Source organism: Telluria sp. Soil_C_11 (assembly GCF_057657395.1).
Window position 1 is genome coordinate 151,288 of sequence record NZ_JBDGIN010000010.1, and the last position, 25,642, is coordinate 176,929.

Annotated in this window: 21 protein-coding genes; 15 read left to right on the forward strand and 6 right to left on the reverse strand. The window is 65.9% G+C overall.

Going from position 1 to position 25,642, the window contains the following annotated elements:
- Window positions 1-67: 67 nt before the first annotated feature.
- Entirely contained in the window at window positions 68-1,327 is a 1,260-nt protein-coding gene (icd, locus tag AC3A6M_RS17475; protein ID WP_487853992.1) for an NADP-dependent isocitrate dehydrogenase, read from the forward strand.
- Window positions 1,328-1,452: 125 nt separating this feature from the next.
- On the opposite strand, the gene AC3A6M_RS17480 is transcribed toward icd, so the two are convergent.
- Entirely contained in the window at window positions 1,453-1,656 is a 204-nt protein-coding gene (locus AC3A6M_RS17480) for a cold-shock protein (RefSeq protein ID WP_060566744.1), read from the reverse strand.
- A 331-nt stretch (window positions 1,657-1,987) separates the two neighbouring features.
- Between AC3A6M_RS17480 and clpS the strand changes: the two genes are divergently transcribed.
- The 3 genes from clpS (at window position 1,988) to AC3A6M_RS17495 (ending at window position 6,328) form a co-directional block, all read left to right on the forward strand.
- Window positions 1,988-2,290 carry an ATP-dependent Clp protease adapter ClpS gene (gene clpS / locus AC3A6M_RS17485; protein ID WP_027864722.1) on the forward strand — a complete coding sequence of 101 codons (303 nt, stop codon included), beginning with the start codon at window positions 1,988-1,990 and terminating at the stop codon, window positions 2,288-2,290.
- Window positions 2,287-4,587 (forward strand): ATP-dependent Clp protease ATP-binding subunit ClpA, encoded by a 2,301-nt coding sequence (gene clpA / locus AC3A6M_RS17490; protein ID WP_487853993.1) that lies wholly within the window; start codon window positions 2,287-2,289, stop codon window positions 4,585-4,587. The genes clpS and clpA overlap by 4 nt, the downstream gene beginning before the upstream one ends.
- 142 nt (window positions 4,588-4,729) lie before the next feature.
- Window positions 4,730-6,328, forward strand: coding sequence for a methyl-accepting chemotaxis protein (locus AC3A6M_RS17495; protein ID WP_487853994.1), 1,599 nt, complete (start codon window positions 4,730-4,732; stop codon window positions 6,326-6,328).
- 40 nt (window positions 6,329-6,368) lie between these two features.
- Here the strand turns inward: AC3A6M_RS17495 and AC3A6M_RS17500 are convergent, their stop codons facing one another.
- The 3 genes from AC3A6M_RS17500 to prpR form a co-directional block, all read right to left on the reverse strand.
- Window positions 6,369-7,559: a trans-sulfuration enzyme family protein gene (locus AC3A6M_RS17500; RefSeq protein ID WP_487853995.1), complete on the reverse strand. Its 1,191-nt coding sequence runs from the start codon at window positions 7,557-7,559 to the stop codon at window positions 6,369-6,371.
- Window positions 7,560-7,561: 2 nt separating this feature from the next.
- Window positions 7,562-8,959, reverse strand: coding sequence for a pyridoxal-phosphate dependent enzyme (locus tag AC3A6M_RS17505; RefSeq protein ID WP_487853996.1), 1,398 nt, complete (start codon window positions 8,957-8,959; stop codon window positions 7,562-7,564).
- A gap of 144 nt (window positions 8,960-9,103) precedes the next feature.
- A complete protein-coding gene (prpR, locus tag AC3A6M_RS17510; protein WP_487853997.1) occupies window positions 9,104-10,732 on the reverse strand; it encodes a propionate catabolism operon regulatory protein PrpR in 1,629 nt (542 codons plus the stop codon).
- A gap of 159 nt (window positions 10,733-10,891) precedes the next feature.
- Here prpR and AC3A6M_RS17515 point away from each other — a divergent pair, with 159 nt between their 5' ends.
- From AC3A6M_RS17515 to AC3A6M_RS17550, 8 genes are all read left to right on the forward strand, one after another.
- Window positions 10,892-11,242: a DUF485 domain-containing protein gene (locus AC3A6M_RS17515; protein WP_487853998.1), complete on the forward strand. Its 351-nt coding sequence runs from the start codon at window positions 10,892-10,894 to the stop codon at window positions 11,240-11,242.
- Between the two features lie 5 nt (window positions 11,243-11,247).
- Window positions 11,248-12,900 carry a cation acetate symporter gene (locus AC3A6M_RS17520; RefSeq protein ID WP_487853999.1) on the forward strand — a complete coding sequence of 551 codons (1,653 nt, stop codon included), beginning with the start codon at window positions 11,248-11,250 and terminating at the stop codon, window positions 12,898-12,900.
- 309 nt (window positions 12,901-13,209) lie between these two features.
- The gene (prpB, locus tag AC3A6M_RS17525) at window positions 13,210-14,100 is read left to right on the forward strand and encodes a methylisocitrate lyase (RefSeq protein WP_487854000.1); all 891 of its coding nucleotides are present in this window, start codon (window positions 13,210-13,212) and stop codon (window positions 14,098-14,100) included.
- 20 nt (window positions 14,101-14,120) lie between these two features.
- On the forward strand, window positions 14,121-15,302 hold the full coding sequence (gene prpC / locus AC3A6M_RS17530) for a bifunctional 2-methylcitrate synthase/citrate synthase (RefSeq protein WP_487854001.1): 1,182 nt from the start codon (window positions 14,121-14,123) through the stop codon (window positions 15,300-15,302).
- A 123-nt stretch (window positions 15,303-15,425) separates the two neighbouring features.
- Complete coding sequence (locus AC3A6M_RS17535) at window positions 15,426-15,944, forward strand: N-acetyltransferase family protein (RefSeq protein WP_487854002.1); 519 nt, start codon at window positions 15,426-15,428, stop codon at window positions 15,942-15,944.
- Complete coding sequence (gene acnD, locus AC3A6M_RS17540) at window positions 15,941-18,541, forward strand: Fe/S-dependent 2-methylisocitrate dehydratase AcnD (protein ID WP_487854003.1); 2,601 nt, start codon at window positions 15,941-15,943, stop codon at window positions 18,539-18,541. Before AC3A6M_RS17535 ends, acnD begins: the two co-directional genes overlap by 4 nt.
- A 107-nt stretch (window positions 18,542-18,648) precedes the next feature.
- The gene (gene prpF / locus AC3A6M_RS17545) at window positions 18,649-19,857 is read left to right on the forward strand and encodes a 2-methylaconitate cis-trans isomerase PrpF (RefSeq protein WP_487854004.1); all 1,209 of its coding nucleotides are present in this window, start codon (window positions 18,649-18,651) and stop codon (window positions 19,855-19,857) included.
- Window positions 19,858-19,990: 133 nt separating this feature from the next.
- Complete coding sequence (locus tag AC3A6M_RS17550) at window positions 19,991-22,891, forward strand: sensor domain-containing protein (protein ID WP_487854005.1); 2,901 nt, start codon at window positions 19,991-19,993, stop codon at window positions 22,889-22,891.
- Here the strand turns inward: AC3A6M_RS17550 and xth are convergent.
- Complete coding sequence (gene xth, locus AC3A6M_RS17555) at window positions 22,888-23,652, reverse strand: exodeoxyribonuclease III (protein WP_487854006.1); 765 nt, start codon at window positions 23,650-23,652, stop codon at window positions 22,888-22,890. The genes AC3A6M_RS17550 and xth overlap by 4 nt on opposite strands.
- Before the next feature lie 496 nt (window positions 23,653-24,148).
- Here xth and AC3A6M_RS17560 point away from each other — a divergent pair, with 496 nt between their 5' ends.
- The 3 genes from AC3A6M_RS17560 to AC3A6M_RS17570 are packed head-to-tail and all read left to right on the forward strand — an operon-like array spanning window position 24,149 to window position 25,162.
- Window positions 24,149-24,514, forward strand: coding sequence for a phiTE_015 family protein (locus tag AC3A6M_RS17560; RefSeq protein ID WP_487854007.1), 366 nt, complete (start codon window positions 24,149-24,151; stop codon window positions 24,512-24,514).
- On the forward strand, window positions 24,514-24,717 hold the full coding sequence (locus tag AC3A6M_RS17565) for a DUF1653 domain-containing protein (protein WP_487854008.1): 204 nt from the start codon (window positions 24,514-24,516) through the stop codon (window positions 24,715-24,717). The genes AC3A6M_RS17560 and AC3A6M_RS17565 overlap by 1 nt, the downstream gene beginning before the upstream one ends.
- 7 nt (window positions 24,718-24,724) lie before the next feature.
- On the forward strand, window positions 24,725-25,162 hold the full coding sequence (locus AC3A6M_RS17570; protein WP_487854009.1) for a hypothetical protein: 438 nt from the start codon (window positions 24,725-24,727) through the stop codon (window positions 25,160-25,162).
- Between the two features lie 36 nt (window positions 25,163-25,198).
- Here the strand turns inward: AC3A6M_RS17570 and AC3A6M_RS17575 are convergent.
- A partial coding sequence (locus tag AC3A6M_RS17575) for a transposase (RefSeq protein ID WP_487854010.1) occupies window positions 25,199-25,642 on the reverse strand: 444 nt, incomplete at its 5' end.

Genomic DNA, 25,642 nt, shown 5'->3' on the forward strand with positions numbered 1-25,642 from the left:
AGCAAAATAGCTGTTGTCATCAATATTGTGATTATCGCAGCTCAGTGCGTCCAATTCGGAGAACACGATGTACCAACATATCAACGTACCGACCGAAGGTCAGAAGATCACCGTCAGGCCCGACTATTCGCTGAACGTGCCGGACCAGCCGATCATCCCCTATATCGAGGGCGACGGCACGGGCGTGGACATCACCCCGGTGATGCTCAAGGTGGTCGATGCCGCGGTGGCCAAGGCCTATGGCGGCAAGCGCAAGATCAGCTGGATGGAGATCTTCGCCGGCGAGAAGTCGACCCGGGTCTACGGCCCCGACGTCTGGCTGCCGCCGGAGACGCTCGACGCGGTGCGCGAATATGTGGTCTCGATCAAGGGGCCGCTGACGACCCCGGTCGGCGGCGGGATCCGTTCGCTGAACGTGGCGCTGCGCCAGGAACTCGACCTGTACGTCTGCCTGCGCCCGGTGCGCTATTTCGCCGGCGTGCCCTCGCCGCTGAAGGAGCCGCAGAAGACCGACATGGTGATCTTCCGCGAGAACTCGGAAGACATCTACGCCGGCATCGAATGGGCCGCCGAGTCGGACGGCGCAAAGAAGATCATCGACTTCCTGGTGAAGGAGATGGGCGTGAAGAAGATCCGCTTTCCGGAGACCTCGGGCATCGGCGTCAAGCCGGTCTCGCGCGAAGGCACCGAGCGTCTGGTGCGCAAGGCGATCCAGTATGCGATCGACAACGACAAGCCTTCGGTGACCCTGGTCCACAAGGGCAATATCATGAAGTACACGGAAGGCGGTTTCCGCGACTGGGGCTATGCGCTGGCGCAGCGCGAGTTCGGCGCCGAGCTGGTCGATGGCGGCCCGTGGTGCAAGTTCAGGAATCCCAAGACCGGCCGCGACATCGTGGTCAAGGATTCGATCGCCGACGCCTTCCTGCAGCAGATCCTGCTGCGCCCGGCCGAGTACAGCGTGATCGCGACCCTGAACCTGAACGGCGACTATATCTCGGACGCGCTGGCGGCCCAGGTCGGCGGCATCGGCATCGCGCCGGGCGCGAACATGTCGGATTCGGTGGCGATGTTCGAGGCCACCCACGGCACCGCGCCCAAGTACGCCGGCAAGGATTATGTGAACCCGGGTTCGCTGATCCTGTCGGCCGAGATGATGCTGCGCCACATGGGCTGGATCGAAGCAGCCGACCTGCTCATCAGCTCGATGGAGAAGGCGATCACCTCGAAACGCGTGACCTACGACTTCGCGCGCCTGATGGAGGGTGCGACCCAGGTGTCGTGCTCGGGCTTCGGCGAGGTCATGATCGAGAACATGGACGCCTGATACATATATATATAGAGACAGGCGGGGCGGGCGGCGCATGCCGCGCGCATGGCGCAGAGGCTGAGGTCTTGCGCCAGAACAAAAAAAAGCCCCGCCGCAGCGGGGCTTTTGCTTCCGAGGGTGGATTACACGCCCTGGATGTTGGAAGCTTGCTTGCCTTTAGGGCCTTGCGTGACTTCGAATTGGACTTTCTGACCTTCTTTGAGGGTCTTGAAACCGGCCATATTGATTGCGGAGAAGTGCGCGAACAGATCCTCGCCGCCGTCATCAGGAGTGATGAAGCCAAAGCCTTTGGAATCATTGAACCATTTAACAGTACCAGTTGCCATAAAAAACTTTCAAATAAAAACTAATCACACGAGCCATAAAAGCAAGAAGCTTCTTGCCCCCTCCTCAGCCTGCTCACTTCTTATCAACAAGTACATAAGTACATGTCAATGTTTGCATTGTTGGTGCAATAATCTTGTAAGTCAAGCGGTTTTGAGAGCGTGTTGTAAAAAACATCACAGGTGCTTTGCAACAAGCTCTTGATTTTCGCAATCGGGCCGCCATCTGCGCGCAGTTGGGAAAACGCGTAAGATGGAAAGCACATGGGCGTCCCTTGATTGTCCCTGATTGTTAACGTACGCACGAACGGCGAAAGCATCTTAGAATACTCTTATGGCAACCAAGCACGATACCGAACAGCTGCTGGAGCGGCAGACCGTAAAGCCACCCCCCCTGTATCAGGTGGCGCTGCTGAATGACGACTACACGCCGATGGAGTTCGTGGTCGCCATCATCCAGGAGTACTTCAACAAGGATCGCGAGACGGCGACGCAGATCATGCTTTCCGTACATCGCCATGGTAAAGGGGTGTGCGGCGTGTTTTCCAAAGATATAGCGTGTACCAAAGTGGAGTTTGTATTAACGCATGCGCGTAAGGCAGGTCACCCCCTGCAGTGCGTGATGGAGGAAGTATGATTGCGCAGGAATTGGAAGTCTCTTTACATATGGCCTTTGTCGAAGCGCGGCAGGCTCGGCACGAGTTCATCACGGTCGAGCATTTGCTGCTGGCGCTGCTCGACAATCCTTCGGCCGCTGAAGTCCTGCGTGCGTGCGCGGTGAACATTGAAGATCTGCGCAAGACCTTGACGAATTTCATCGGCGACAACACCCCGACCGTGCCGGGCACGGGCGAGGTCGACACCCAGCCGACCCTTGGTTTCCAGCGCGTGATCCAGCGGGCGATCATGCACGTGCAGTCGGCGTCCAACGGCAAGAAGGAAGTGACCGGCGCCAACGTGCTGGTGGCGATCTTCGGCGAGAAGGACTCGCACGCCGTCTACTACCTGCACCAGCAGGGCGTGACCCGCCTGGACGTGGTCAATTTCATCTCGCACGGCGTGCGCAAGGACCAGCAGATCGACAGCCAGAAGGCGTCGGAAGGCGTGGAAGAAGCGCAGGTCGAAGGCCAGACCAAGGAAAGCCCGCTGGACCAGTTCACCCAGAACCTGAACAAGGCTGCCGCCGATGGTCGCATCGATCCGCTGATCGGCCGCGAGGAGGAAGTGGACCGCGTGATCCAGATCCTGTGCCGCCGCCGCAAGAACAACCCGCTGCTGGTGGGCGAGGCCGGCGTGGGCAAGACCGCGATCGCCGAAGGCCTGGCATGGCGCATCGTCCAGGAAGACGTCCCGGAGATCCTGCAGAATGCCGTCGTGTATTCGCTGGACATGGGCGCGCTGCTGGCCGGCACCAAGTACCGCGGCGACTTCGAGCAGCGTCTGAAAGCGGTGCTGAAGCAGCTGAAGGACACCCCGAACGGCATCCTGTTCATCGACGAGATCCACACGATCATCGGCGCCGGTTCGGCCTCGGGCGGTACGCTCGACGCCTCGAACCTGCTGAAGCCGGCCCTGGCGAACGGCCAGCTCAAGTGCATCGGCGCGACCACGTTCACGGAATTCCGCGGCGTGTTCGAGAAGGACCACGCACTGAGCCGCCGCTTCCAGAAGGTCGACGTCAACGAGCCGTCGGTCGAGCAGACCGTGCAGATCCTGCGCGGCCTGAAGTCGCGCTTCGAAGAACACCACGGCGTGAAGTACTCGTCGTCGGCGCTCTCCACCGCGGCCGAACTGGCGGCGCGTTTCATCAATGACCGTCACCTGCCGGACAAGGCGATCGACGTGATCGACGAAGCGGGCGCGGCCCAGCGCATCCTGCCGAAGTCGAAGCAGAAGAAGACCATCGGCAAGACCGAGATCGAGGACATCATCGCGAAGATCGCGCGGATTCCACCGCAGACCGTCAACCAGGACGACCGCAGCAAGCTGCAGACCATCGACCGCGACCTGCGCAACGTCGTGTTCGGGCAAGACCCGGCGATCGACGCGCTGGCCTCCGCGATCAAGATGGCGCGCGCCGGCCTGGGCAAGCAGGACAAGCCGATCGGCTCCTTCCTGTTCTCCGGTCCGACCGGCGTCGGCAAGACCGAGGTGGCCAAGCAGCTGGCCTTCATCCTCGGCATCGAGCTGGTGCGCTTCGACATGTCGGAGTACATGGAACGCCATGCGGTGTCGCGCCTGATCGGTGCGCCTCCGGGCTACGTCGGCTTCGACCAGGGCGGCCTGCTGACCGAGGCCATCACCAAGAAGCCGCACGCGGTGCTGCTGCTGGACGAGATCGAGAAGGCCCATCCGGACATCTTCAACATCCTGCTGCAGGTGATGGACCATGGCACGCTGACCGACAACAACGGCCGCAAGGCGGACTTCCGCAACGTGATCATCATCATGACCACGAATGCGGGCGCCGAAAGCCTGACCAAGCGTTCGGTGGGCTTCGTGGATTCGAAGGCGCAGGGCGACGAGATGGCCGACATCAAGCGCATGTTCACGCCGGAGTTCCGCAACCGCCTGGATGCGATCATCAGCTTCCGCGCGCTGGACGAGGAAATCATCCTGCGCGTCGTGGACAAGTTCCTGATGCAGCTGGAAGAACAGCTGCACGAGAAGAAGGTGGAAGCGATCTTTACCGAGAAACTGCGCAAGTATCTCGCGAAGAAGGGTTTCGACCCGCTGATGGGTGCACGTCCGATGTCGCGCCTGATCCAGGACATGATCCGCAAGGCGCTGGCCGACGAGCTGCTGTTCGGCCGCCTGGTCAACGGCGGACGCGTGACGGTGGACCTGAACGAGAAGGACGATGTGTTCCTCGAGTTCCCGGAAGGCGACGTCCCGCCGCCGCCGGAGCCGGTCGAGACTGTCGAGATCGAGTAATCGACGCCGCCGGCCCGCGCCGGCAACGGAACCCCGCTTCGTGCGGGGTTTTTTTTCGCCCGGCCGCGGCCTCCGGCACCTGTCATCGGCTTGTCACAATGCCAACCTATACTGGGTTGCAACCCAACCCAGTACAGGCCCCATGCGACTCTCCAGGCTCCAGACCGGCACCAAGATCTTCGGCGCGTTTGCCGTGGTTTCCCTCTCCATCGTCCTGATCGCCGGCATCGCCCTGTGGCGCATGCAGGCCGCCGACGCCATCACGCGCGACCTGGTCGACAACAAGCTGGCGCGGCAGCAGCTCACTTCCGAACTGCTCGGCCTGGCGCGCCTGAACGGCGTGCGCACCGTCTCGATCGCGCGCAGCGACAGCCTGGAGCTGGGCGATTATTTCCAGGCCCAGCTCGCGCAAGGCGAGAAGGACGCCGCCGCGCTCGAAGCGCGCCTCGGCGCCCTGGCGTCGAACCCGGCGGATCACGCGCTTGCCCTGGAAGCCGCCCGGCGCAAGGTCGCTTGGCTGAAAGTGCGCGCGCAGGTGTTCCAGGCCAAGGACCTGGGCAAGACCCAGGAGGTCGAGCAACTGGCGGGCACCGGACTGGCCGCCTCCTTCGATGCCTACACGCGCGCCCTGGAAGCGCTGCTGGCGTCCCAAGCCCGCCAGGCCCACGACATCGCCGCCGCCTCGGCCGACGCGTCGGTGGCCAGCCGCGCCTTGCTGCTCGTCGCCGGCGCGGCCGCGCTGCTGCTCGGCTGCGCCGCCGGCTGGCTGCTCACGCGCAGCATCGTCGCCCCGCTGCAGGACGCGGTGCGGCTGGCCGAACGGGTCGCGCAGGGCGACCTCAGCGCCAGCATCGCGCACGCGCGCGGCGACGAGATCGGCCGCCTGTTCGACGCCCTGAACCACATGACGGGCGGCGTGTCCGCCACCGTGGTGAAGGTGCTCGACAGCGCGCGCATGATCGACCACGCCTCGGCCGAGATCGCCGCCGGCAATCGCGACCTGTCGCGCCGCACCGAACACCAGGCCGGCAGCCTGCACGCGACCGTGCGTTCGATGGTGGAACTGACCGAGGCGGTGCAGCAGAACCACGTGAACGCCCACGACGCCAACCAGCTTGCGCTGGCGGCGTCCGGCGTCGCCAGGGAAGGCGCGAACGCGGTCGGCCAGATGGTCGAGCGGATGGAGACGATCCGCCTGTCGGCCGCGAAGATCGGCGACATCACTGCCATGATCGACGGCATCGCCTTCCAGACGAATATCCTGGCCCTGAACGCCGCGGTGGAAGCGGCGCGCGCCGGCGCCGAAGGACGCGGCTTTGCCGTGGTGGCGAACGAAGTGCGCAGCCTGGCCCAGCATTCGGCCGCGGCGGCCAAGGAAATCAAGACCCTGATCGCGGAATCGAACGGCGCCATCGAATCGGGCGCCGGCATCGCCAGCGCGGCCGGCGGCACCATGCGCCAGATCCTCGACCGGGTGCAGCAGGTGGCCGACCTGCTGGCCGCGATCGACAGCGCCAGCTCGGAACAGGCCGAAGGCATCGCCCAGGTGCGCCGCGCGATCGCGGAAATGGACCAGGCGACCCAGCAGAACGCGGCGATGGTCGAACAGGCCGCGGCCAGTGCCGAAACCATGCGCGCCCAGGCCGAACGGCTGACCGGGGTCGTCGCCACCTTCAGGGTCGACGCGGTGACGGCAGGGACCGCAGTCCGGACGGCGCTGCCGGCGCCGGCCCACGCCTGAGCCGGACCGCCGCGGCGCCTCCGGCCGTGTCAGGCCGCGCTCAGACCGCGGCCAGCGCCCGCGCCAGGTCGGCGCGCTGGTCGTCGACGTGTTCGATGCCGACCGACAGCCGGATCAGGCCGTCGCCGATGCCGAGCACGGCCCGCTGCTCGGGCGGGATGGTGGCATGGGTCATGATGGCCGGGTGCTCGATCAGGCTCTCGACGCCGCCCAGGCTCTCGGCCAGGGTGAAGACTTCACAATGCTCCAGGAAGCGGCGCGCGCCGGCCAGGTCGGTGTCGAGGTCGATCGAGATGATGCCGCCGTAGCCGTGCATCTGGCGCCGCGCCAGCTCGTGCTGGGGATGCGAGGCCAGGCCCGGGTAGAACACGCGGCTGACCTTGCGCTGGCTTTCCAGCCACTGCGCCAGCTCCATCGCGTTGGCCGAGCTGCGCTCGACGCGCAGGGCCAGGGTCTTGATCCCGCGGAGCACCAGGAAGCTGTCGAACGGTCCCTGGATCGCGCCGACCGCGTTCTGGATGAAGCCGAGCTTTTCGCGCAGCGACTGGTGGCGCCCATCGGCACCCAACTGCGTGCCGATCACCGCCACCCCGCCGATCACGTCCGAGTGACCGTTCATGTACTTGGTGGTCGAGTGCACCACGATGTCGATGCCGTGCTCCAGCGGACGCTGGACGATCGGGCTGGCGAAGGTGTTGTCGCACACGCTGAGGATGCCGCGTTCGCGGCACAGGGCGGCGACGGCGTGCAGGTCGGCCAGCTTGAGCATCGGGTTGGTCGGGGTCTCGACCCACACCATCTTCGTGTCAGGACGCAGCGCGTTCGCCAGCGCCAGCGGGTCGGTCAGGTCGACGTAGGTGAACTCATGGCCGGCGCTGTGGCGGCGCACGCGCTCGAACAGGCGGTAGGTGCCGCCGTACATGTCGTCGCCGGCCACGATGTGCGAGCCGGCCGGCAGCAGTTCCAGCACCGCCGAGATGGCGGCCAGGCCGGATGCGAAGGCGAAGGCGGCGCTGCCGCTCTCGATGTCGGCCACGCAGCGCTCCAGCGCCCAGCGGGTCGGGTTGTGCGAGCGGCCGTAGTCGAGGCCCTTGTGCACGCCCGGGCTTTCCTGGACAAAGGTCGAGGTCGCGTAAATGGGCGGCATCACGGCGCCGGTCGCGGGGTCGGGCTGCTGGCCGCCGTGGATGACGCGGGTGGCCAGGTTGTGTTTCTTGTCGTCGATGTTCATGTTCAGGTGAGCGTCCTGCGCAGGTGGTTGAGGAGGTCGAAGCGCGTGATCAGGCCGTAGAAATGGTCGCCTTCCGCGATCACGGCGGTCAGGCCGCGGTCGAGGATCTCGCGCACCTGCTGCATGGTCCCGGACGGCGCCAGGGTCTGCAGCTCGGAGGTCATGGTGCCGGACACCGGCGCCTGGAAGCGTTCGCGTTCGCTGGTCACGTGCAGCAAGATGTCGGATTCGTCGATCAGGCCGACCAGCTTGCCCCTGTCGATGACGGGCAGCTGGGCCAGGTCCGCACTCCTCATCCGGTTGAAGGCGACCAGCAGGGTGTCGGTCGGGGACACGGTGACGACTTCGCCGTCGTCGAAGCGGCGGCCGATCAGGTCGCGCAGGTCGCCCGTGGTGGGCCGGTGCAGCAGGCCCTGGTCGACCATCCAGCCGTCGCTGTACACCTTCGTCAAGTAGCGCGTGCCGGTGTCGCACACGAAGGTGACCACGCGCTTCGGCGTGGTTTGTTCGCGGCAGTAGCGCAGGGCGGCGGCCAGCAGGGTGCCGGTCGAGGAGCCCGCCAGCAGGCCTTCCTGGCGCAGCAGGGCGCGCGCCGTGTTGAAGCTTTCCTCGTCGCCGATCGAATAGGCGCGGCGCACCCGCGACAGGTCGGCGATCGCCGGGATGAAATCCTCGCCGATGCCTTCGACCGCCCACGAACCGGACACCGCGGATACGCGCCCCGTGTTCACGTACTCGGCCAGGATCGAGCCGACCGGGTCGGCCAGCACGAACTCCACTTCCGGCTTCACCCGCGCGAAAAAGCGCGACAGGCCGGTGAGGGTGCCGGACGAGCCGACGCCGACCACGATCGCATCCACTTCATGCTGCATCTGCTCCCAGATCTCGGGGCCGGTGGTGGTCTCGTGGGCATGCGGATTGGCCGGGTTGTTGAACTGGTCGGCGAACCAGGCGCCCGGGATCTCGCGCGCCAGCCGCGCCGCATAGTCCTGGTAGTACTCGGGATGGCCCTTGCCGACGTCCGAGCGGGTCAAGTGGATCTCGGCGCCGAGGGCCTTCAGGTGCAGCACCTTCTCGGCCGCCATCTTGTCCGGCACCACCAGCACCACGCGGTAGCCCTTGATGCGCGCCACCAGGGCCAGGCCCAGGCCGGTGTTGCCGGCGGTGGCTTCGACCACCGTGCCGCCGGGCTGCAGGCGGCCATCCTGCTCGGCCGCTTCGATCATGGCGCGGCCGATGCGGTCCTTGATGGAGCCGCCGGGATTCTGGGATTCGAGCTTGAGGAAGAGCTGGCAGGGGCCGGTATCCATCCGGGTCACCTCGACCAGCGGGGTGTTGCCGATCAGCGAAAACAGGGCAGCCGAAGATGCGGGCTGTGGTGCGGGCTGGGAAGGTTTCATATTGCCTCCGATAGGGCGCAAGGCGGGCGCCGGGCCGTCGATAAAAGGATGATCTTATGACGGCGTCAAGGCGCGCGGCTTGGGCAATATTAAGGCTTTACGCGGCCGGCTGTCGCCGGTTTCGGTGCAGGCCCGGGTGCCCCCTCAGCCGCCTGCTTTCAGCCGGCGCCACAGCGTCGTGCGGCTGATCCCCAGGTGGCGGGCGGCGGCCTCGCGCTGGCCGCCGAAGCGGGCCAGCACCTCGGCCACGCTGGCCTGCGGCGATGCTGGCGGCGGCGATAGGACGCCGGGAGCGGGCAGGGCGGAGGCGGGCGGAGGGGCGGCCCGGCCCAGCTCCGGCGCCACCGCCAGCAGGAAGGCCGGGGTCAGGGCCTGCAGCGGTTCGGCGGCCAGGAACAGCGCCAGCCGCTCCATCAGGTTGCGCAGCTCGCGCACGTTGCCGGGCCAGGCGTAGGCCTGCAGCAGCGGCGCGCAGGCCGCGATCTCGGCGGCCAGGTTCGGATGCGGGCGGGCGTCGAGCGCCGCCATCGCATTCTTCAGCGACCATTCGGCCAGCTGGGGGATGTCGGCGCGGCGCTGCGCCAGCCCCGGCAGGGTCAGGCGCAGCACCGCCAGGCGGTAGAACAGGTCGGCCCGGAAGCGCCCTTCGCGTACGCGGGCGTCGAGGTCGCAGTGGGTGGCGCTGATCACCCGTACGTCGATCGGCACCGGGCGCGTGCCGCCGACCCGCATCACCTCGCGCTCTTCCAGCACGCGCAGCAGCCGGGTCTGCAGGGCGAGCGGCATCTCGCCGATCTCGTCCAGGAACAGGGTGCCGCCGTTGGCCGCTTCGAACAGGCCGGCGTGGCCGCCTCGGCGCGCGCCCGTGAACGCGCCTTCCTCGTGGCCGAACAGTTCGGATTCCAGCAGCGACTCGGCGATCGCGCCGCAGTTGACGGCGACGAAGGGCCGGTTGGCGGCGCGGCCCGTGCCTTCGCGGTGGATCGCCTGCGCCACCAGCTCCTTGCCGCTGCCGGTCTCGCCCTGGACCAGGACGGTGGCCTTCGAGCGCGCATACAGCACCACGGTCTGGCGCAGCTTCTCCATGACGGGGGAGTCGCCGCGCAGGTCGTTCAGGCCGCGCCGCGCCCGGCGCGGGTCCGGGGCGCCGCGCCGGCCGCGCCCGGCTTCCAGGCGGGTCAGGCGCGCCATCTCGAGGGCGTCGTCGAAAGCCTGGCGGATCGAGGCGGCCGAATACACGAACACCGCCTTCAGGCCGGCCTCCTCGGCCAGGTCGGTAATCAGGCCGGCGCCGACGATCACCTCGACCCCGGCCGCCTTCAGTTCGTCGATGGCGGCGCGCGCGTCTTCCTCGGTCACGTAGGTGCGCTGGGCGATAGGTAATCCGAAAGTGGCGCTGAAGTCGGCCAGTTCCGGCATCGGCTGCTGGTAGCTGATCAGCGCGATGTGCGGAGAAAGGCGGCGCGCCCGCGCCAGCGCCTGCATCACGTCGCTGCCGCTGGCCTTCGCCACCACCACCGGCACCGACACGCGCCCCTTCAAATAAGCGGCGTTGGAACCGGCCGCGATCACGACGTCGCAATGGTCGGTCGCCATGCGTTCGCGGATGTGGCGCGCGGCCTCGTCGAAGCCCAGGTGCAGCGGCTCGATCTGGGCCAGGTGGTCGTATTCGAGGGTGATGTCACGGAACAGGTCGGACAGGCGCGAGACCGAAACGGTCCAGATCACGGGCTTGTCGATGCTGTCGTGCGGCGTGCGGGCGGGATGGCTCATGTTGCAAGTGTAGCGCAATGTGCACCCGACGTTTCAGCGTGAAACATCGTATTGACCGTTAATTTCCGTAACAGTCGTAAGAATTGGGTAAGGCAACCCTCATAGCATCGCTACCAGCCTGTACCAAAAAGGCATCATTAAAAGTATTGGAGACAAACAGTGGAACAAGACGTCGTACAACGGGTCAAGAGCGACCCGAATTACCAGAAGCTGGTCAAGACCCGCTCCCGCTACGGCTGGATGCTGACCTGGGCCGTGATGATCGTGTATTACGGCTTCACCTGCCTGAACGCCTTCGACAAGGAATTCATGGGCGCCCGCATCGGCGCGGGCGTGATGTCCTGGGGCGTGCCCCTGGGCCTGTTCGTGATCCTGTTCACGGTGGTCGTGACCGGCATCTACGTGCGCCGCGCCAACAGCGAATTCGACGCGCTGACCGATGCGATCCAGCGCAACGCCGCAGCCGGCGATTCCGGCGCCACGCCGATCAAGCAAAAGGTGCGCGCATGAAAGCCATGATCCGACACGCTTGCGCACTGGCCTTGCTGGCCGCCGCCAACGCCGCCATCGCCGCGCCCGACCTGGGCCAGGCCACCAAGCAGGCCACCAACTGGACCGCGATCACGATGTTCGCGGCCTTCGTCATCTTCACCCTGTTCATCACCAAGTGGGCCGCCGCGCGCACCCGCTCGGCGTCCGACTTCTACACCGCCGGCGGCGGCATCACCGGCTTCCAGAACGGCCTGGCGATCGCCGGCGACTTCATGTCGGCCGCGTCCTTCCTGGGCATTTCGGCCGCCGTGTTCGCCAATGGCTTCGACGGCCTGATCTACGCGATCGGCTTCCTGGTCGGCTGGCCCGTCATCACCTTCCTGATGGCCGAGCGCCTGCGCAACCTGGGCCGCTTCACCTTCGCCGACGTCGCCGCCTACCGCTTCGCCCAGAAGCCGGTGCGCATGTTCGCCGCCTCCGGCACCCTGGTGACCGTGCTGTTCTACCTGATCGCGCAAATGGTCGGCGCCGGCCAGCTGATCAAGCTGCTGTTCGGCCTGGACTACGGCGTCGCCGTGGTGCTGGTGGGCGTGCTGATGATGGTCTACGTGCTGTTCGGCGGCATGACCGCCACCACCTGGGTGCAGATCATCAAGGCAGTGATGCTGCTGGCGGGCGCCTCCTTCATGGCGTTCTCGGTGCTGGCCATGTACGACTTCAGCCCGGAAGCGCTGTTCGCCAAGGCCGTCGACGTGCACAGCAAGGGCATCTCGATCATGGGCCCGGGTAACTTCATCAAGGACCCGATCTCCGGCATCTCCTTCGGCATGGCGCTGATGTTCGGCACCGCCGGGCTGCCGCACATCCTGATGCGCTTCTTCACCGTCCCGAGCGCCAAGGAAGCGCGCAAGTCGGTGCTGTGGGCCACCACCTGGATCGGCTACTTCTACATCCTGACCTTCATCATCGGCTTCGGCGCGATCGTGCTGGTCGGTACCAACCCGGCCTTCAAGGACGCCGCCGGCAAGCTCCTCGGCGGTAACAACATGGCGGCCGTGCACCTGGCCAGCGCGGTCGGCGGCGATATCTTCCTCGGCTTCATCTCGGCCGTGGCCTTCGCCACCATCCTCGCGGTGGTGGCCGGCCTGACCCTGTCGGGCGCCTCGGCCGTCTCGCACGACATCTATGCGACCGTGGTCAAGAAGGGCCAGCCGGCCCCGGGCAGCGAACTGCGCGTGTCGAAGATTACCACCATCGTCCTCGGCATCATCGCCGTGGCGCTGGGCTATGTGTTCGAAACCGTGAACGTGGCCTTCATGGTCTCGCTGGCCTTCGCGATCGCGGCCTCGGCCAACTTCCCGGTGCTGTTCATGTCCGTCCTGTGGAGCAAGTGCACCACCCGCGGCGCGACCATCGGCGGCTTCCTGGGCCTGGCCACCGCCGTGATCCTGACCGTGCTGTCGAAATCGGTGTGGGTCGACGTCTTCCACAACAAGGCCGAGATCTTCCCGTACACTTCGCCGGCCCTGTTCTCGATGATCGTCGGCTTCGTCGGCGTGTGGCTGTTCTCGGTCACCGACAAGAGCCCGCGCGCGGCCATCGACAAGGCCGGCTTCGAGGCGCAGGAAGTGCGTTCGGAGACCGGTATCGGTGCTGCTGCCGCATCGGCACACTGAACCTGCGCCGCTGTACACTGAACCCGAAAGCCGGTCTCCGGCTTTCGGGTTTTTTCATGGAGAGGAGGGCGGCCGATGAGGTCCGGCGCGATCGTCGCGCCGCGCAGGAGTGGAACGGGTCATGGCTTGCCTGTTGCAGCGCGATGTTTCACAATGAAACATTCCTGAAGCGCCAGTGCCGGCCTGCGTGACGGAGGCGGCCGCAAGTCCTTGAAAACATGGGGCAGGGCGCCGCTTTCCGGCCTGGCACGCCGTTTGCATTGTTTCTCGCCATATTCCCGTCAACGCATCATTGAAAGGTAACAGGACATGAGCCAACTCTCCGCAGGCGCGAAATTCCGCCAGGCCGTGCAGGAAGAACACCCGCTGCAGGTGATCGGCGCGATCAACGCCAACCACGCCCTGCTGGCCAAGCGCGCCGGCTATCGCGCGATCTACCTGTCGGGCGGCGGCGTGGCGGCCGGCTCGCTGGGCCTGCCCGACCTCGGCATCTCCGGCCTGGAAGACGTGCTGATCGACGTGCGCCGTATCACCGACGTGTGCGACCTGCCGCTGCTGGTCGACATCGATACCGGCTTCGGCTCGTCGGCCTTCAACGTGGCGCGCACCGTGCGCTCGCTGATCAAGGCCGGCGCCGGCGCCTGCCACATCGAAGACCAGGTCGGCGCCAAGCGCTGCGGCCACCGCCCGGGCAAGGAGATCGTCAGCCAGGGCGAGATGGTCGACCGCATCAAGGCCGCCGTCGACGCCCGCACCGACGACAACTTCGTGATCATGGCGCGCACCGACGCCCTGGCCGTCGAGGGCCTGGACAAGGCCGTCGAACGCGCCGTCGCCTGCGTCGAAGCCGGCGCCGACATGATCTTCCCGGAAGCGATCACCAGCCTCGAGATGTACGCCCGGTTCAAGAAGGCGGTCAAGGTGCCGATCCTGGCCAACATCACCGAGTTCGGCGCGACCCCGCTGTTCACCGTCGAAGAGCTGAAGGGCGCCGACGTCGACATCGTGCTGTACCCGCTGTCGGCCTTCCGCGCCATGAACAAGGCCGCCGAGAACGTGTACGAAGCGATCCGCCGCGACGGCACCCAGAAGAACGTGGTCGACACCATGCAGACCCGCGCCGAGCTGTACGACCGCATCGACTACCACAGCTTCGAGCAGAAACTGGACGCCCTGTTTGCCCAGAACAAAGCCAAATAACCGCCTACGGAGACCACGATATGACCGACCAGACCAAACCGAACGACGCATCAAAAGCTGAACCTTCGACCTTCAAGCCGAAGAAATCCGTCGCCCTGTCCGGCGTCGCCGCCGGCAATACCGCACTGTGCTCGGTGGGCCGCTCCGGCAACGACCTGCACTACCGCGGCTACGACATCCTGGACGTGGCCGACACCTCCGAATTCGAAGAAATCGCCTACCTGCTGGTGCACGGCAAGCTGCCGACCGAAGCCGAACTGCGCGGCTACAAGGCCAAGCTGAAGATGCTGCGCGGCCTGCCGCAAGCGGTGAAGTCCGCGCTGGAAGCGCTGTCGGCCGCCTCGCATCCGATGGACGTGATGCGCACCGCCGTCTCGGTGCTGGGCTGCACCCTGCCGGAAAAGGACGACCACAACATCCCGGGCGCGCGCGACATCGCCGACCGCCTGATGGCATCGCTGGGTTCGGCGCTGCTGTACTGGTACCACTTCAGCCATGCTGGCCGCCGCATCGAGGTCGAGACCGACGACGACTCGATCGGCGGCCATTTCCTGCACCTGCTGCACGGTACCAAGCCGCCGGAGGAGTGGGTCAAGGCCATGCACACTTCGCTGATCCTGTACGCCGAGCACGAGTTCAATGCCTCGACCTTCACCGGCCGCGTGATCGCCGGCACCGGTTCCGACATCTACTCGGCCATCACCGGCGCGATCGGCGCGCTGCGCGGCCCGAAGCACGGCGGCGCCAACGAGGTCGCGTTCGAAGTCCAGAAGCGCTACGAGAACCCGGACGAAGCCGAAGCCGACATCCGCAACCGCGTCGCCAACAAGGAAGTCGTGATCGGCTTCGGCCACCCGGTGTACACGATCGCGGACCCGCGCAACAAGGTGATCAAGGAAGTCGCCCGCACGCTGTCGGCCAGCGCCGGCTCGATGAAGATGTTCGACATCGCCGAGCGCCTGGAATCGGTGATGTGGGAAGTGAAGAAGATGTTCCCGAACCTGGACTGGTTCTCGGCCGTCTCGTACCACATGATGGGCGTGCCGACCGCGATGTTCACGCCGCTGTTCGTGATCGCGCGCACCTCGGGCTGGTCGGCGCACATCATCGAGCAGCGGATCGACAACAAGATCATTCGTCCGAGCGCCAATTATGTCGGTCCGGAGGACCTGAAGTTCGTGCCGCTGGCGGAGCGTAAGTAAGCCCGCGAACGGTTGAACCAACACACCGTCGTTCCCGCGCAGGCGGGAACCCAAGTTTGAAAAGCAGTCGATAACTCTTGCAGAACTTGGATCCCCGCCTTCGCGGGGACGACGGAGAAAATGATGAACCTGACCATCCGCCAGCTCAACCCCGCCGACGCAACCGCCTACCGCACCCTGCGCCTGGCCGGCCTGCGCGCCTTCCCGCACGCCTTCCGGCCGGACCATGAAGAGGCATCGAAGCAGCCCTTGTCCTGGGCCGAAAAGCGCCTGGCGAAAGAAGGGGAGTACTGGTTCGGCGCCTTCGAAGGAAGCACGCTGGTCGGCGCGGTCTGCCTGCGCACGCAGGAGGGCAGCAAGATCCGTCACTCGGCCAGCCTGAACGCGCTGGTGGTCGACCCGGAACGCCAGCGACAAGGCATAGGCCGGAGCCTGGTCGCTCATCTGATCGAATTCGCCCGCTCACTTGGCACCATCCGCCAGCTCACGCTGACGGTCCACGAGGGCAATACGCGCGCCGAGCGCCTGTACGACGCCTTCGGATTCCGGCAGTTCGGCCTCGAGCCGGACGCCTTCCTGCACGACGGGCGCTACTACGCCAAGCAGCACCGCCAACTAATATTAGATCCACAGACATCATGAACAGCCAATACCGCAAACCCCTGCATGGGACGAACGTGCACTACTTCGACGCCAAGGCCGCGGTCGAAGAGATCCAGCCGGGCGCCTGGGACGGCCTGCCGTACACCTCGCGCGTGCTGGCCGAGAACCTGGTGCGCCGCTGCGAGCCGGTTGCACTGGTTCCTTCGCTGAAGCAGCTCATCGAGCGCAAGCGCGACCTCGACTTCCCGTGGTTCCCGGCGCGCGTGGTCTGCCACGACATCCTCGGGCAGACCGCCTTGGTCGACCTGGCCGGCCTGCGCGACGCCATCGCCCAGCAGGGCGGCAATCCGGCCCTGGTGAACCCGGTGGTGCCGACCCAGCTGGTGGTCGACCACTCGCTGGCCGTGGAGTGCGGCGGCTTCGATCCGGATGCCTTCGACAAGAACCGCGCGATCGAAGACCGTCGCAACGAAGACCGCTTCCACTTCATCGAGTGGACCAAGAAGGCCTTCCAGAACGTCGACGTGATCCCGCCGGGGAACGGCATCCTGCACCAGATTAACCTCGAGCGCATGAGCCCCGTGGTCCAGGTCAAGGATGGCGTGGCCTTCCCGGACACCCTGGTCGGGACCGACTCGCACACCCCGATGGTCGATGCGCTGGGCGTGATCGCGATCGGCGTGGGCGGCCTGGAAGCGGAAAGCGTGATGCTCGGCCGCGCCTCCTGGATGCGCCTGCCGGACATCGTCGGCGTCGAGCTGACCGGCAAACCGCAGCCCGGCATCACCGCCACCGACATCGTGCTGGCGCTGACCGAGTTCCTGCGCAAGTCGAAGGTCGTCTCCGCCTATCTCGAGTTCTACGGCGAAGGCGCGTCGAACCTGACCCTGGGCGACCGCGCCACGATCTCGAACATGGCCCCCGAATACGGCGCGACCGCCGCCATGTTTTCGATCGACGAGCAGACCATCAAGTATCTCAAGCTTACCGGCCGCGACGACGAGCTGGTCAAGCTGGTCGAGACCTATGCGAAAGAGGCCGGGCTGTGGTCCGACACCCTGGCCAAGGTCGAGTACGAGCGCACCTTGCACTTCGACCTGTCGAGCGTGGTGCGCAACATCGCCGGCCCGTCCAACCCGCACAAGCGCGTGCCGACCTCCGAGCTGGCGGCGCAGGGCATCGCCGGCAAGGTGGAAAACGAGCCGGGCCTGATGCCGGACGGCGCCGTGATCATCGCCGCCATCACCAGCTGCACCAACACCAACAACCCGCGCAACATGGTCGCCGCCGGCCTGCTGGCGCGAAACGCCAACAAGGCGGGCCTGCTGCGCAAGCCCTGGGTCAAGTCCTCGCTGGCGCCGGGCTCGAAGGCCGTGGCGCTGTACCTGGAAGAGGCGGGCCTGCTGCCGGAACTGGAGAAGCTGGGCTTCGGCATCGTCGCCTTCGCCTGCACCACCTGCAACGGCATGTCGGGCGCGCTCGATCCCGTGATCCAGAAGGAAGTCGTCGAGCGCGACCTGTACGCGACCGCCGTCCTGTCCGGCAACCGCAACTTCGACGGCCGCATCCACCCGTATGCCAAGCAGGCCTTCCTGGCTTCGCCGGCGCTGGTGGTGGCCTATGCGATCGCCGGCACGATCCGCTTCGATATCGAGAAGGACGTGCTGGGCGTCGATGCCGCCGGCCGCGAGGTCAAACTGGCCGACATCTGGCCGAGCGACGAAGAGATCGACGCCGTGGTCGAGCAGTCGGTCAAGCCGCAGCAGTTCCGCAAGGTCTACGACCTGATGTTCGCGCGCCAGGAGGCTAGCTCCGAAGCGGTGTCGCCGCTGTACGACTGGCGCCCGATGAGCACCTACATCCGCCGTCCGCCGTACTGGGAAGGCGCGCTGGCCGGCGAACGCACGATGAAGGGCATGTGCGCGCTGGCGGTGCTGGGCGATAACATCACCACCGACCACCTGTCGCCGTCGAACGCCATCATGATGAACAGCGCGGCCGGCGAATACCTGCACAAGATGGGCCTGCCGGAAGAAGACTTCAACTCCTACGCGACCCACCGCGGCGACCACCTGACGGCGCAGCGCGCGACCTTCGCCAATCCGACCCTGAAGAACGAGATGGTGCGCAACCCGGATGGCAGCGTGCGCGCGGGCTCGCTGGCCCGCATCGAACCCGAGGGCCAGGTCACGCGCATGTGGGAAGCGATCGAGACCTACATGGAACGCAAGCAGCCGCTGATCGTGATCGCCGGCGCCGACTATGGCCAGGGCTCCTCGCGCGACTGGGCGGCCAAGGGCGTGCGGCTGGCGGGCGTGGAAGCCATCGTGGCCGAAGGCTTCGAGCGCATCCACCGCACCAACCTGGTCGGGATGGGCGTGCTGCCGCTGGAGTTCATGCCGGGCACGACCCGCCTGACCCTCGGCATCGACGGCACCGAGACCTTCGACGTGGTGGGCGAACGCACGCCGCGCGCGGTCTTGACCCTGCTGATCCATCGCCGCAACGGCGAGACGGTGGAAGTGCCGGTGACCTGCCGCCTGGATACCGCGGAAGAGGTGTCGATCTACGAGGCCGGCGGCGTGCTGCAGCGGTTTGCGCAGGACTTTTTGGCGACGACGAAGGTCGCCGCGTAAAACCTCGTCGTTCCCGCGAGGGCGCCCCAGGTTTGTCGAGCAGTCGATAGTTCAAGCAGAACTTGGGTTCCCGCCTTCGCGGGGACGACGTTTACGAGCTAACACATATGACACATATCCCCCAAATCAAAATCCCCGCCACCTACATGCGCGGCGGCACCAGCAAGGGCGTCTTCTTCCGCCTGCAGGACCTGCCCGAAGCCGCCCGAGTTCCCGGCGAGGCGCGCGACAAGCTGCTGCTGCGCGTGATCGGCAGCCCCGACCCCTATGGCAAGCAGATCGACGGCATGGGCGGCGCGACGTCCAGCACCAGCAAGACGGTGATCGTCGCAAGAAGTACGAAGCCCGGGCACGACGTCGACTACCTGTTCGGCCAGGTTTCGATCGACAAGCCGTTCGTCGACTGGAGCGGCAATTGCGGCAACCTGTCGGCGGCGATCGGTCCCTTCGCCATCGCCAACGGCTTCATCGATCCGGACCGCATCCCGCAGGACGGCACGGTCACGGTGAAGATCTGGCAGGCGAATATCGGCAAGACCATCGTCGCCCATGTGCCGGTGGCCGGCGGCCAGGTCCAGGAACTGGGCGACTTCGAGCTCGATGGCGTGACCTTCCCGGCGGCCGAAGTCCAGCTCGAGTTCATGGACCCGGCGGCGGAAGCCGAAGGCGGCGAGGGCGGCGCGCAGGGGAACAATGCGATGTTCCCGACCGGGAACCTGGTCGACGAGCTCGAGGTGCCGGGCGTCGGCACCCTCAAAGCGACGATGATCAACGCCGGCATCCCGACCATCTTCGTGAACGCGGCCGACGTCGGCTACAAGGGCACCGAACTGCAGGACGACATCAATGGCGATCCGAAGGCGCTGGCGATGTTCGAACTGATCCGGGCCTATGGCGCGATGCGCATGGGCCTGATCTCGCACGTGGAGGAGGCGGCGCGCCGCCAGCACACGCCGAAGGTCGCCTTCGTGGCGCCGCCGGCCGGTTACCTGGCCTCCAGCGGCAAGCAGGTGAAGGCCGGCGACATCGACCTGCTGGTGCGCGCGCTCTCGATGGGCAAGCTGCACCACGCGATGATGGGCACGGCGGCGGTGGCGATCGGCACCGCGGCGGCGATCCCCGGCACCCTGGTCAGCCTGGCCGCGGGCGGGCGGGCGCACGAAGCCGTGCGCTTCGGCCATCCGTCCGGCACCCTGCGCGTGGGCGCCCAGGCCCAGGTGTTCGACGGCGACTGGATCGTCACCAAGGCGGTGATGAGCCGGAGCGCGCGCGTGCTGATGGAAGGCTGGGTGCGCATCCCCGGCGACACCTTCTGAGGCGTATCGGCGCCACCGGCCCGTCGCTCGCCGGCGGGCTTTTTTTGGGCTGTTCGATATTTACGGTAATTTGTGGTTTATGATCCCGCAGTGATGAGAGGTTCCGTAGACGGGCCCATAGACTGGAACAGGGATGGATCGTGTAACGAGCAAACCGGCCTTGGTGGCCGAGGCGCTGGGGCTCATTGCGGCACCCGCGTGTGCCTGCGATGCGCAGGGGATGGTATGGGCGGCGAACGAAGCGCTCGAACGGCTGCTCGGCGCGCCGCTCGAAGGCCGGATGCTGGCGGCGCTGTTCTGCGAGGCCGGCGCGCGCCAGGCTGCGCTCGAGGCCGGGCTGGCGCTGGCCGGCGAGCGGCGCTGGAGCGGGACGCTGGCCGCCGGCGATAAAGATCTCGCGGTGGAGGTGAGGGCAAGGCCACTGCCGCCACAGGCCGGGATCCCCGGCGCCACCTTCGTCTTCAGCGAGTCCTTCGCCCCTGGCCAGGCCCAGGGCGCGGAAGGCCTGTCGCGCAGCACCCTGCTGGAACAGGCGGCGGTGCTCGAACACGCACCGGTCGGCATCGTCGTGACCCTGCCGCACCTGGTCAAGTCCTGCAATCCGCGCATGGCCCAGATGCTCGGCTACGAACCCGGGCAACTGGTCGACCGCAGCCCGGCCGAGTTCTTCGTCTCGCATGCGCAGTACGACGGCTTCACCTCGGAGGCGATCCCGATCCTCACCTCCGGCGGGCTGTTCGAAAAGGCCGAGATCCAGCTGCGCCACCGCGATGGCTCGCTGATCTGGTGCCGCATCCGCGCCAAGGCGGTCGACATGACGTCGCGCGAAGCCGGCACCATCTGGATCCTGGAAGACGTGACCGAAGCGCGCCGCGCCCTGACCGAAGTGCAGGCGATCATGACCAATGCCTCGGTCGGCATCTTCTTCACGCGCGAACGCATCATCACCCGCTGCAACAGCTCGTTCGACCGGATGTTCGGCTACGGCGAAGCCGAGGCGGTGGGCCTGTCGACCCGGATCCTGTTCCAGAGCGAGCAGGCCTATCTCGAGTTGGGCGCGATGGCCTACGACGTGGTCGACCAGGGCAAGCCCTTCCAGGGCGAGGACGTGATGGTGCGCAAGGACGGCACCCCGATGTGGGTCCGGGTGATCGGCTATGCGGTCAACCGCGAGGCGCTGTCGCAGGGCATGATCTGGATGATCGAGGACCGCACCCGCCAGAAGGCCGACGAGGAATCGCTGCGCAATGCGCTGCTGGAGAACCAGGCCATCCTCGATAACGCGGTGCTGGGCATCGCCGTGGTCGAGCGCGGCCGCACCCTGCGCTGCAACCGCAAGATGGAAGAGCTGTTCGGCTACCCGGCCGGCGCGATCGAGGGCGCCACCGTGCGCGAACTCTACCCGGATACCGCCACCTGGGAAGAGGCGCGCCGCCAGACCCAGGACGACTTCGCCGCCGGCCGCGTGCACATGGCCGAGTACCAGCTGGCGCGCAGCGACGGCACCCGCTTCTGGGCGCGCCTGTCGGGCCGGCCGTTCGACCTGGCCGAGCGCAGCGGCAGGAGCGTCTGGCTGATCGACGACGTGACCGCCCAGCGCGAGGCGGCCGACGCCCTGCGCCGCGCGCGCGACGAGCTCGAAGTGCGGGTGCAGGAGCGCACCGCCGAGCTGGCGGGCGCGAACCGGCTGCTGCAGGCCGAGATCGTCGAACGGCGCCAGGCCGAGGCGCGGGTCCACCACATGGCCTACCACGACGCCCTGACCGGGCTGCCGAACCGCGCGCTGCTGTCCGAGCGCCTCGACCGGGCGATGCTGGCGGCGCGCCGCGAAGGCCGCAGGCTGGCCGTGATGTTCATCGACCTGGACCGCTTCAAGACCATCAACGATTCGCTTGGCCACCTGACCGGCGACCACCTCCTGAAGGAAGTCGCGAACCGCCTGTGCCGCGTGGTGCGCGCGGTCGACACCGTGGCGCGCCTCGGCGGCGACGAGTTCGTGGTGCTGGTGCCGGGCGTGCGCGCGGCCGAGGAATGCGCGCTGGTCGGCGAGAAGATCATCGGCGCGCTGGCCGAGCCGGTGCGCTTCGAGGGCCGCAGCCTGCACATCTCGCCGTCGATCGGCATCTGCCTGTGCCCTGACGACGGCGAGGACGTCGAGACCCTGATGCGCAAGGCCGACGCCGCGATGTACCACGCCAAGGCTTCCGGCCGCAACAACTACCAGTTCTTCGCCGAGCGCATGAACGTGGCGGCGGCGCGCCGTTTCGAACTCGAGACCAGCCTGCGCAGCGCGCTCGAAGGGCAGGAGTTCACGCTGTTCTACCAGCCGATCGTCTCGACCCGGGATGGCGCCGTGCGCGGACTCGAAGTGCTGCTGCGCTGGCGCCGCCCCGGCCACGGCCTGGTCGCGCCCGACGACTTCATCCCCATGCTGGAGGAGAACGGCCTGATCGTGCCGGTCGGCGAATGGGTGATCCGCGCCGCCTGCGAACAGGCGGTGGCGTGGCGGCGCGCCGGCTTGCGGCCGGTGCCGCTGGCGATCAACCTGTCGGCGCGCCAGTTCATGCACCGCGGCCTGGTCGAGTCGATCCGCAGCATCGTCATGGAAACCGGGATCGATCCGGCCATGCTCGAATTCGAGATCACCGAGACCGCCCTGATGCAGCACGGCGGCCAGACCCTGGAGACGCTGGAGCAGATTTCGACGATGGGGATCCGCCTGTCGATCGACGACTTCGGCACCGGCTATTCCAGCCTGGCTTACCTGAAGCGCTTCCCGGTCCACAAGATCAAGATCGACCGCGCTTTCATCCGCGACCTGGCGGGCGGCGGCGAAGACCGGGCGATCGTCGCCGCGATCATGGCGCTGGCCGGCAGCCTGCAATTGTCGGTGGTGGCGGAGGGCGTGGAGACCGGCGCCCAGCTCGCGCTGCTGCGCGAACAGGGCTGCGACCTGGCCCAGGGCTACCTGTTCGCCAAGCCGCAGGACGGTGCCGCGATCCCGCCGATGCTGGCGGGACCCGGTTTGCGCTAGCCGAGGGTGGCGACCACCGGCGTGTGGTCGGAGGGCTGGTCCCACTTGCGCGGATCGCGGTCGATCGTGCAGGCGGTGCAGCGCTGCGCCAGGCTGGGCGAGAGCAGGATGTGGTCGATGCGCAGGCCGCGGTTGCGGCGGAAGGCCATCTGGCGGTAGTCCCACCAGCTGTACTGCTTCTCGGCCTGCTCGAACAGGCGGAAGGCGTCCGTCAGGCCCAGGCCGAACAGCGCGCGCAGGGCCTCGCGTTCCGGCTCCGAGCAGTGGATCTGGCCGGCCCAGGCTTCCGGGTCGTGCACGTCGCGGTCGTCCGGCGCGATGTTGTAGTCGCCCAGGATCGCAAAGTCCGCATGCGCCGCCATCTCCTCCTTCACCCACTCGCGCAGCGCGGAAAGCCAGGCCATCTTGTAGGCGTACTTGTCGGAGCCGACCGCCTGTCCATTCACGACGTAGGCGCAGATGATGCGCACGCCCTGCACGGTGGCGGCGATCAGGCGCTGCTGCTCGTCCGGGAAATGCGGGTTGTTGCGGACCACATCCGTGAGCGGGTGCCGGGCCAGGATGGCCACGCCGTTATAGGTCTTCTGGCCGCTGAACGCGACCTCGTAGCCGGCGGCATTGATCTCGGCGACGGGAAATTTGTCGTCGGTGAGCTTGGTCTCCTGGATGCAGAGCACATCGACCGGATTGGCGGCGAGCCACTGCAGCAGGTGCGGCAGGCGCACTTTCAGCGAGTTGACGTTCCAGGTTGCTATCTTCATGAATCATGGGGGTTTGTATGGCAAGACCGCCATTATTGCATGTCGGTGGACAGGCGGGCTCCGACGCCGCCGCGGCCGGTCAGCCAGGCCTGCGGGGCATTCTGTCGTTTTTTTGGATTCCCATTGCACAAGTACACTGCAAACGGTTCACAATCATAGATATTTGTAGAAAATACAACGTTGATGTCGTAGAATTATTTCTTAGTAAGAAAAACATATGTTCGGTTCTGGCAAACTCGGTCGAACTGTGACAAGATGTAACAATCGCGGCAAGAGAGGGAGCGATTTCGTATCTTTTTCCCTTTGGGAAGAATATGTTGCACTACATCAATTTAAATTGTAGTATTTGCACATTTCTTTGAAGTCAAGTATCTCCTGACAATTCATTGCTTTGATAGGGTTGCCAGGGCCGGGCACCAGCTCCGGCCGGTGGCAGGTGTGTAACGATCGCGGATCCGCAAGCAGGATTTGCACACAGCTTTTGTAAAGGACAGCAATGCGTCAAGCATTCGAAGCATGGGCCCAACGCGATGGCCACATTGTCCGGCGCCGTGAGGACAAGCCGGAAGAGTACCTGGTGTACGAAACCCAGCGCCGCTGGCTGATCTGGCAGGCCGCACTGACGCATGGCGCCAAGGCTGCCGAGGCGCAGCAGGCCCAGCAGGTGCAGAAGTTCGCGCCGAGCGAAGACAAGGCCCCGGTCATGCTGGCCGACGAAGCCGCGGTGCGTAACCGGGTGCTGAACGAGGTGCTGGATGCCTTCAGCGAGCTCGACGAGAGCGCCGGCATCGAAGGCCTCGTCCGGGTCATCCAGAACCTGAAGAAAAAGAGCCAGAGCCGCCAGGTCGAAGAACAGGTCTGATGCGCTACCGCCATTACAAGGGCGGGGTGTACGACCTGGTCTGCGAAGCCGTGCTCGAGGCGGACCATACCCCGGTGATCGTCTACCGGGGCGAGGACGGCGTTGCCTGGGTCCGGCCGAAGGAAGTCTTTTTCGAGACGGTCGAGGTGGACGGCGCGCGCGTGCCGCGCTTTGCGCTCATGTCCGCGCCCGCGCTGCCGTAAACAGCGCATGAACACATTCCTTATCCCCGCCTTGCTGGCGGTGTCCGGCATCGGCCTGGCCGGCTGCGTCACCGCCGTCGAAGACACCTCCGTGCAGCAGGTGGAAGTGCACGCCATCCTCGATCACCGCGAAGTATCCGGCGTCGGCTGCCTGCTCGAGAACGATGCCGGCCGCTGGTTCGTGGTCGCGCCCGGCCGGGTGACGATCACCCGCAGCGGCAAGCCCCTGGCCGTCTCCTGCAAGCGCGACGGCGTCGGCAGCGCCGACGAATCCTGGAGCCCGCGCTACGACCGCAACCGCCTGATCGGCAATCTCCTCATCGGCGCAGGCCTGGGCAATGTCGTCCAGGACGGCTATTCCTATCCCGCCACGCTGACTGTCGCCATGCGCGCGCCGGCGCCCGGCGACGCGCGGGCCGGCGAGGCCGATACGCCGGTCTTTTGACTGCCAGTCATGACTAGTCCTGAAATAGGTTGACAGTCAAACGTTGCAAGATTCACTAGATTCTTGCGCTCTCAAAGACGCCCGATGTACTTCATCGGGCGTTTTGTATTTCAGGGCCAGGTGTGGCCGTTCGTTGTTGTAAATGTCTACCGACTGCTTAACCATGCGTCGAGCCTCGGCGAGGTCTTTAGGACGTGCCAGCAAATACTCGGTCTTGAGGATACCGTTGATCCGTTCGGCCAAGGCGTTCTGGTAGCAATCGTAGCCATCGGTCATCGAGCAAGTCAGGCCATGCTTCTGATGCAGGACTTGGTAGGTACTTGCGCAGTACTGGATGCCGCGATCGGAGTGATGTATCAAAGGCAGATGCCCACGTCGCGCGCGCAGTGCTGCCTTTAACGCCCGGGCCACTTCTTCGGTTTGCAAGGTGGCGTGGACATAGTGGCCGACGATCTTGCGCGAGAAGGCGTCCGTAATAAG

What these genes read in the sequence shown, in the direction of transcription:
- icd (WP_487853992.1), top strand. Translation starts at nt 68, where the DNA reads ATGTACCAACATATCAACGTACCGACCGAAGGTCAGAAGATCACCGTC.
- AC3A6M_RS17480 (WP_060566744.1), bottom strand. Translation starts at nt 1,656, where the DNA reads ATGGCAACTGGTACTGTTAAATGGTTCAATGATTCCAAAGGCTTTGGC.
- clpS (WP_027864722.1), top strand. Translation starts at nt 1,988, where the DNA reads ATGGCAACCAAGCACGATACCGAACAGCTGCTGGAGCGGCAGACCGTA.
- clpA (WP_487853993.1), top strand. Translation starts at nt 2,287, where the DNA reads ATGATTGCGCAGGAATTGGAAGTCTCTTTACATATGGCCTTTGTCGAA.
- AC3A6M_RS17495 (WP_487853994.1), top strand. Translation starts at nt 4,730, where the DNA reads ATGCGACTCTCCAGGCTCCAGACCGGCACCAAGATCTTCGGCGCGTTT.
- AC3A6M_RS17500 (WP_487853995.1), bottom strand. Translation starts at nt 7,559, where the DNA reads ATGAACATCGACGACAAGAAACACAACCTGGCCACCCGCGTCATCCAC.
- AC3A6M_RS17505 (WP_487853996.1), bottom strand. Translation starts at nt 8,959, where the DNA reads ATGAAACCTTCCCAGCCCGCACCACAGCCCGCATCTTCGGCTGCCCTG.
- prpR (WP_487853997.1), bottom strand. Translation starts at nt 10,732, where the DNA reads ATGAGCCATCCCGCCCGCACGCCGCACGACAGCATCGACAAGCCCGTG.
- AC3A6M_RS17520 (WP_487853999.1), top strand. Translation starts at nt 11,248, where the DNA reads ATGATCCGACACGCTTGCGCACTGGCCTTGCTGGCCGCCGCCAACGCC.
- prpB (WP_487854000.1), top strand. Translation starts at nt 13,210, where the DNA reads ATGAGCCAACTCTCCGCAGGCGCGAAATTCCGCCAGGCCGTGCAGGAA.
- prpC (WP_487854001.1), top strand. Translation starts at nt 14,121, where the DNA reads ATGACCGACCAGACCAAACCGAACGACGCATCAAAAGCTGAACCTTCG.
- AC3A6M_RS17535 (WP_487854002.1), top strand. Translation starts at nt 15,426, where the DNA reads ATGAACCTGACCATCCGCCAGCTCAACCCCGCCGACGCAACCGCCTAC.
- acnD (WP_487854003.1), top strand. Translation starts at nt 15,941, where the DNA reads ATGAACAGCCAATACCGCAAACCCCTGCATGGGACGAACGTGCACTAC.
- prpF (WP_487854004.1), top strand. Translation starts at nt 18,649, where the DNA reads ATGACACATATCCCCCAAATCAAAATCCCCGCCACCTACATGCGCGGC.
- AC3A6M_RS17550 (WP_487854005.1), top strand. Translation starts at nt 19,991, where the DNA reads ATGGATCGTGTAACGAGCAAACCGGCCTTGGTGGCCGAGGCGCTGGGG.
- xth (WP_487854006.1), bottom strand. Translation starts at nt 23,652, where the DNA reads ATGAAGATAGCAACCTGGAACGTCAACTCGCTGAAAGTGCGCCTGCCG.
- AC3A6M_RS17560 (WP_487854007.1), top strand. Translation starts at nt 24,149, where the DNA reads ATGCGTCAAGCATTCGAAGCATGGGCCCAACGCGATGGCCACATTGTC.
- AC3A6M_RS17565 (WP_487854008.1), top strand. Translation starts at nt 24,514, where the DNA reads ATGCGCTACCGCCATTACAAGGGCGGGGTGTACGACCTGGTCTGCGAA.
- AC3A6M_RS17570 (WP_487854009.1), top strand. Translation starts at nt 24,725, where the DNA reads ATGAACACATTCCTTATCCCCGCCTTGCTGGCGGTGTCCGGCATCGGC.